Raw genomic sequence first — 830 nt, forward strand, 5'->3', positions numbered from 1 at the left:
TTTGTGTAAAGCTGTCTTTATGGATGCTTAGCCATCCCGAAAGAACGTGAGGGTTGCTAAACAGTTGTTTCACTGCGCGTGTAAGAAGCAGTGCTTTGCGTTCAGCGGTGGCTTGAATGTCTTTTGCCTGCTCTGGTTGCTCGTTCAGAACTTTTTTGATGATCGCTTGGTAGGCCTGATCAACGTCGAGGTCGTTGGCAACCTGTTTCAATTGGCCTACAGCGGTGAGGTAGGGAACAATAAAACGGGTAGTGGGGCGCGCATTGATATTGTTGCCAATAAACCAATTCACTAAGCCGTAATGGAACTCAAGGTTCGTAGATAGATCTTTGCCCTCGAGTTTCGTTACGCGTAAGGTTTCAGCCATTTTCTGATAGCTATCAAGACGTGCATCGCCAACCGTTAGTAGCAACGCAACATTAGAGTCATATGCGCCAGCTAAGTGGTAGCTCATGAAAACATTGGTATCAGGGTTGTGCCGACTAATACCTTGGTCGTCACGAATTTCTCCTTCGAGAGGGTCCGACCAATATTTGATGATGCCCCCAGCATGTGGTGCTAGTGCGTCATTGGTAGCGTTCAAACGTGCTTCGACTGATGCATTGAAACGTGGAACACGTTCTGGTTTTGGAAGGCGTTTGCCATGCGTTGCTAAAAGCACCATCGCTTCGACGAGAGACTTCACGATGAAGCTTTCTTCCTCGTTATCAGGGTTGGTGAAACGCAAGCTATAGCAGAGTTCTGTGACGCGATGTTCTACCTGAATACGCGTGTTCATCTCCATGAAAAAGTGCTTGTCTCGATCAACAATACATTCGAAGGTTGATACG

General features: G+C 47.1%; 1 pseudogene. It reads right to left on the bottom strand.

The window, feature by feature from the left end:
* Positions 1-784 (bottom strand): annotated as a pseudogene (locus A3738_RS08575) (hypothetical protein); the annotation flags it as partial.
* Between the last annotated feature and the right edge of the window lie 46 nt (positions 785-830).

Source organism: Oleiphilus sp. HI0066, assembly GCF_001635725.1.